The organism is Bradyrhizobium sp. Kon10 (assembly GCF_055807395.1).
Genome location: NZ_JBVVOZ010000024.1, coordinates 87,184 through 93,183 on the forward strand (window position 1 = coordinate 87,184; position 6,000 = coordinate 93,183).

Below are 6,000 nucleotides of genomic sequence, written 5' to 3' on the forward strand. Positions count from 1 at the left end.
CTTGATGGGCTCACCGTCTCGCGCGAAGCGTGGCCTCAAAACATTACCTGATCTCGCGGTACGAATGATCGGTTGGTCGCAGTGATGTTTCTGAGCTAGTCCGAAAAGAAGCTTTTGATGCCGGGTCCACTCGTGCGGCCACCGGTACGATCATGGACGTAATCGCGCTCAACGTTCTGCGGAGAGATGTCGAGTTCGTCAGCCTTTTGCTCGATTTCCGCATCGGTAATCATGGAGCTACCGTTCCAGGGCAATCAACTTGGCCAAGTTTCGTCCGCAATGGGCCAAAGGGATCCGACGCACCGCACCTACATCCTAATCGATTCCTGTAGGAGGACCGAACCTCTGAAAGGGTGAGTTTCGCGATGTAATGCACCAGGGACTCGAATGTGCCTGACAATTCAGATGCATTGATCTGCTGCGTGGTGAATGCGCCTAGTCTCGCATCGATCGGAGCCAATCTTCTCTTGCGTATCGCTTCCATGTTTGGAAACGCTTGCTAAGCAATTGATATCGCTAGGGCGGAATTCAGCATATTTTTCCAAATGCGCCTTGAAATCATTCAACAATCAAACTGATTTTGATTCCGCCATTCGGATTCTGGTCCGTTGCGGCCAAAACGGCAGTCAAAGCCTTGACTTCGTTACGAACGGACGCCGGTAGGCTCAGATCTTTGCGATGCATTTGGAAAGCACTGCAATCCGCTCACGGGGCTGACTTAGCGGAATCGCGGATCCGGGGTTTGCACCGCTGTATCGAAGCCATCTGAGGGGTGAGGGATCGCGCAACTTTCGGCACACCGTCTCCAGAACAGTCCTCCGAGCTACGCTGCCACACAGTCGTCCGGCGGCCAAGTTGAGGTCATGCCGCCTGCCGAATTCTTGCTTGGTCCTCACCCAGAGTGTTTGGCCCCCCTTGAGTCACGGCTCTTCGGCTAGCCCTGTGACCAAGCCAATTGCTCAGAGCTTCTTGTTCCGTAAGCGACTTTCCGAGCGCAGAAAACACGGCAGTACTGATAGCTTGTTGTTGGCTGCGCAGGTGGTCTTCAACCAGCTTGTGTCGAGTGACATAGCCTGCGTTCACACCAGGGATAGAATGGTTCATGAGGAGCTTCGCATCGAATTCCGATACGCCGGCAGAGGTGGCAATCGTCCGAAATGTTTGACGAAGGTCATTGCCCCATTTTGACAAGATATCTCGATCTTCCTTTGTTTCAGCTAAGTGTCCTGAGGCGCTCTCAGCCGGAAATAACCACTCTTGCGCCTGAGACGGATGCATTTGCCTGCCGAAACGGAGCACCCGAATAAGGCTCAGGATCATTTCCCGAGATAGCGGGATGTCGAACGCTCGCTTACTGCCTCCCTTGGGCTTTGGGATGTGGAGCGTTCGCCGCCGAAAATCGATGTGTTCGGGCCTGGCCTGCTGCAATGCCGTGGGCCTAGACCCACACAGCAATGTAAAAAGGTGGAATTCGCGCCGGATTGGATTATCTAGGTCGGCCAGCTCTATGAACCATCCTTTCAAATCGCCGGTGCCCATACCAGTGTTCCTGCGCTCCTCCTGATTCCAATCGACTGCATCTGCGGGATTGTCACGTGGAAGCGATCGATTGGTCTTCCGGGCATGATTGTAAATGGCTCGCAACGTCCGCATGCTGCCATTCGCCATGTAGGGACCGTTCTCCTTGGTAAGTTCATCATGCTTTTTGGCGACGCGACTTGGATCGTTCGCAAGATCGAGCAGAGGAGTGTCAAGCCATTCCGAAAAGAGACGTTCGACGTGATCGCGATAGCCACTTATCGTTTTCTCGCTGCGGCCTTTTCGGATTAAGTGGGCTTCCAGATAGCGTTGCCAAGCCTGCCTCAGGGTAGCGGCCGCTACAGCGCTATTCCCATCGGTCTCGGCCTGTTCGGCCTTTCCGTCTTGCCTCGCTTTCGGGTGGTGCCCTTTGCTGATCTGAGCAAGATATTCCTTGGCAATCGCGCGGGCCGCTCGAGTCGTCAACTCGCTCGCATCTCCAATAGACACTCTGATGGATGAGGCCCGCTTTCCTCGCTGTCTAAGATCACCTTGAACAGTGAAGGTCCTTTTTCGCTTCCCCACGACCACGAAGAAGCCTTTCAACTCAGTGTCGCGAGCCAGATACCAGCCATCATCAGGAGTCGGCAGCTGAGCGATAGCCTTGTCGCTGAGAGCAATGCGTATGTCGGTCATGAGGGCGGACTTGAACTGCTAAAACGGTTTTCAAACGGTTTTGGCGAGCCGAGGTGTTTGAAGGTCTGGGTTCGCTGGACTGCGAAGCTATGCGACAAGTCTCTATAAATAAAAGGCCTTCTTGAACGTTGTCGTAGTGTGGCGCAGATTTAGAAATTGTAGAGAGGCGTCGATTTTGAACTCTTAATCAGCGGGTCCCAGGTTCGAGCCCTGGTGCGCCCACCAAATAAATCAAGACCTTAGCGAGAGAGACCGTTTGAGAGGGCCGAACTAAAACGGTTTTTCAAACGGTGTTTTTGGCGGCCAGCCGGCGAGTCCACTCTCGGCATTGTGATCTACTCTGTCCGTCTGGACGGAGGCCAAGGCGACTCGGAGGCTGTCCGGCAGAACCGCTTCCTTGATGTTGTATGTTGATCAGAGCCGCCCGACATAGCAGGCATTTTTCCACTTATGTTCAATGTCATCGGCGACGCATTGGGGCAGCTGCGCAGCGCCTCCACCGAAATAGTGCTTGAAGTCGATGTGAACTCTTATGTTGTCTGGCCGATAAGCCGCCATGCGGTTATAGAGGAGAACCGATCCCATCTCGAAGCGCCGATAGACCGATTTGTGCATCGGCGATTTTGATTTCGCCAGGCGGAGATTCGATCCCTCCCGCCCCAACCACTAAAACATCCCGAAACATCTGATTTCGTGCGAATTTCTACGAGAAATTCCTGCGGATTTTGCGACGCGCGGACTCCCAAAAATTTCCAAGCGCTCTCGGCGGCTCCACGCAGCATGGACGCAGCATGGACGGCGCGACCGGATCTCTGTTGAGTTCTCAATTGCTGAGCGACGATTTGCCGGCCGTCAGCGTCTCCCATGCCGTTGGGCGCCATGCAGAACTTGCATTGTCGCAACGTCCACTCGCTGAAAATTTACATCGCGCCACTCGATGCCGTTTAGATGAGCTGAGTCCGGTACCAGCAGGCCCTGGTAGTAGCGGTGTCCCTCGTAGGTAATCCCATACGATTTTCCCATCTCGGTGCGATACAGCCCAATTAGCTGTGGCGCACCTCCACTCAAAGGGTCAGCTTTGTTCTTGAGGGCGTCACAAAAGGCCCAGAATATTGCCCTGCTTGTTCTCCCTTGAGGATCATATTGAAGGTCTTCATTCTGCTTCTTGACTGCGTGCCCACCAGATCCGAGCGCAGTATGAAGTGCAGATTGTGTTTCATCGATAGATAACTCCTCATCTGTCCAAACCGCAGCTCTGGTCCAGGTCGACGCCACATAGGTCAGCGTCCAAAGACGGAAGCGTGCATTCATTCCGCTACCATCTCGCGCTCCGTGTAGAATCGCAAAGCTGCGATCGGGAGCGTTAAAACGGCTGCCGAGCGACACCTTGACTGTCTCAGCAACGATCGCGTGCCTCGCTTGCGCGCTCGCCTCCGTAGGGAAAAGCATCCCATCGTCGGCCGCGGCTATGATCTGTCCCAGCATGAGGCTAGGAAAAAGAACATCTCCGACATATCCAAAAACGTCGGGGGTACTCTTGCAGGCAAAGAGTTTTCGTCCAGCATCCCAACGATTGAGATACGATCCCCAGCTGATCCGGCTGTCGCTGACCAAATAAAGTGATGAAGGACCACGTGGATCGACTCCACTCCAAGCGGCAAGCGTTGTCACTATTCCTGGCCCCCCTTTTTGCGTTATGATGATGGCCAATTGGGCCGTTGCGAGGCAACTCCCAGGCGATCCACCATACTACTAACATTTCTATGGGTCGCGAGGTCGGAGGACCTACCCTGATACGGCTTTGCCGTGTCAGGGTGGCTGGGTCCCGCTATTGCTTACGTCGATGCGCGTGTTGTGCGTTCTCACCCGACTTCGCGAAATGCTTCCGGACCTACTGCCGCCGCCTGGCATCAACAATACGAAGCAAATGGGTGGCGAGCATGACTTGCTCACGTGCTTCAGCCGGATCGCTGAGGTTTACGGTGCGATGCGAATGCGGATTTTTGTATGAGCCAATCGCACCAGCAAATAGGTGTGCAAGAGCTTCGCGCTCTCCGGACGGATGAGCCAGGTTGGTTAACCTGCCGCGATTGTCTTTCGGATTGTCGCCCGGATCAAATGCCTTGCGCATGAGGTCCGCGCCTAGGTCGGTCGCTTCGTAACCTCCGGCCTGACGTACGGCAACTTCGACAGCCTTAAAAGCGGCGAAGACAGCCTCGTCTAACTCGCCTCTTGCAAGAGCCGCCCACACCTTATCGCGTATCGCGACATGCAGGAGCTCCTTGGGGAAAAGCATCGCCGCTCGCGTTGCTTCCCAGTCCTGTCCATTGGCAATAGCCAGACCAGCTTCGGTAAAGGTCTTCCATCCATGGGTACCATTGATGCCAGGCGATGCTTCCACAAATCCTTCGCGTTCTAGTTGGCGCCATGCCCTGTTTAGGTGCTCGTCAATCTGCTGCTTTTTGTGGAAGGGATAACTGCTCCCCCGTTCAGTCGCCATGCCGGTGCCGAATGGCTCGGTAGTGATTGCTTCGTAAGTGAAGCCCGCGTTCTGTCGCACATCCTTCGCAATGAGCAGCATGATGCGGCCGACATCCGCCGTCGACATGGCTAGGAGGTGATCGGCGTTTGGAACGTGTTTGGAGATCATGCTACCTCATAGCACACGTGGAATCGGTTATAGGTACCATTCAAACCTTTCCGATACGCGTCGGCAAATTAGCTTTGCGATTCTTTGCCGCTGCACGAGCAATGTGATGTCGCAATGCATCATCAGCGGATTGCAAGGAGCGTTTGATCCGCGATGACAGCGGCCCCAACGCGGCGTTTGGCGGCGGGAAGTTCGAGTTTAAATCAAAATTCTTTATGCACACGAGCGCCAGCTCCAAGGATTTCTGTGTCTGGTGCATAATCGAATTAAAGATGTTGACCGGAAGTTGGTCTTCTCGTCCCCACCATTCATCTACAAGATCTGAGAGCGTGTGAAGCGAATCGTAGAAGCTACTGAGAGAAACGATATCGTCGGAGGAAAGCGCGCTGCACTGCGGCGCATTCGGAAAGAGCGTCGGCCAATGCGGTAGGAAATTTTCCTTTCGGTCATTAGGCTCGATGTCGTGTCCAACTGATGCGCAAACAAAATTTGGGATTGCTCGACTATGAATGTAGAGGACGCGGGCAATCGTTCGGTTCAATTCGGGTGCTAAAATGCGACGAGCGTCTTGCTGCGCCTGCGAGTCGCTCTGCCCGGCGTGCGGATTAGAGCCGTATAAGTTGACCGTATGCGCTGTAATTCCACCAGACTGATTAGCAGAGTGGACGGCCTGGTTGATCAACAGTTCAGCGCCGTTGCTGGATTCTTCGTCTGAAAGTGCCGGACTCTTGCCTTCACGCTCGGCCTTCATCTTTACCAAGCGTGCAACAGTGTAAGCTTCGGGATCGTCATCGACAATCGTATGGTGGTTAGCACACAACAAAATCAGATTTTCGAAACTGTGCCGATCTTGAACCGATTGATTTGGGTCGAACCGAGCACCGCCCGGTCTCGCTGCTTTTATATGACAAATTTGGCCGACTATGGTGGCGTTGTGCACTATTGGCATTTTACATCTTGGAAACGCGCAGCAGTTAGCGGAGTGCTGAGCTGCCCCTGCCGATTTCCTCCAGTTGAAGTTAGAGTCCGGCCTTCTGAAGGACGGACAGATGAAGCGAGTGAACCGCCCCGGGTTTGCCGGAGGCTCCAACTCCTGAGAGGATGGAGCCATGACAAGCAAGACGACGAACAAGTTT

Annotated in this window: 4 protein-coding genes and 1 pseudogene; all 5 read right to left on the bottom strand. The window is 54.1% G+C overall.

Going from position 1 to position 6,000, the window contains the following annotated elements; all coding sequences use genetic code 11:
- Positions 1-95: 95 nt before the first annotated feature.
- Positions 96-233 carry a hypothetical protein gene (locus tag AC0L2O_RS27065; protein ID WP_473371875.1) on the bottom strand — a complete coding sequence of 46 codons (138 nt, stop codon included), beginning with the start codon at positions 231-233 and terminating at the stop codon, positions 96-98.
- A gap of 628 nt (positions 234-861) precedes the next feature.
- On the bottom strand, positions 862-2,214 hold the full coding sequence (locus AC0L2O_RS27070; RefSeq protein WP_473371876.1) for a tyrosine-type recombinase/integrase: 1,353 nt from the start codon (positions 2,212-2,214) through the stop codon (positions 862-864).
- A gap of 852 nt (positions 2,215-3,066) precedes the next feature.
- Positions 3,067-3,885, bottom strand: coding sequence for a hypothetical protein (locus tag AC0L2O_RS27075; protein ID WP_473371877.1), 819 nt, complete (start codon positions 3,883-3,885; stop codon positions 3,067-3,069).
- Positions 3,886-4,105: 220 nt separating this feature from the next.
- The gene (locus tag AC0L2O_RS27080) at positions 4,106-4,864 is read right to left on the bottom strand and encodes a TIGR02391 family protein (protein WP_473371878.1); all 759 of its coding nucleotides are present in this window, start codon (positions 4,862-4,864) and stop codon (positions 4,106-4,108) included.
- 40 nt (positions 4,865-4,904) lie between these two features.
- A pseudogene (locus AC0L2O_RS27085) lies at positions 4,905-6,000 on the bottom strand (hypothetical protein); the annotation flags it as partial.

Bases quoted from the DNA above. Each gene is read 5' to 3' on its own strand.
- AC0L2O_RS27065 (WP_473371875.1), bottom strand. From the start codon at position 233: ATGATTACCGATGCGGAAATCGAGCAAAAGGCTGACGAACTCGACATC.
- AC0L2O_RS27070 (WP_473371876.1), bottom strand. From the start codon at position 2,214: ATGACCGACATACGCATTGCTCTCAGCGACAAGGCTATCGCTCAGCTG.
- AC0L2O_RS27080 (WP_473371878.1), bottom strand. From the start codon at position 4,864: ATGATCTCCAAACACGTTCCAAACGCCGATCACCTCCTAGCCATGTCG.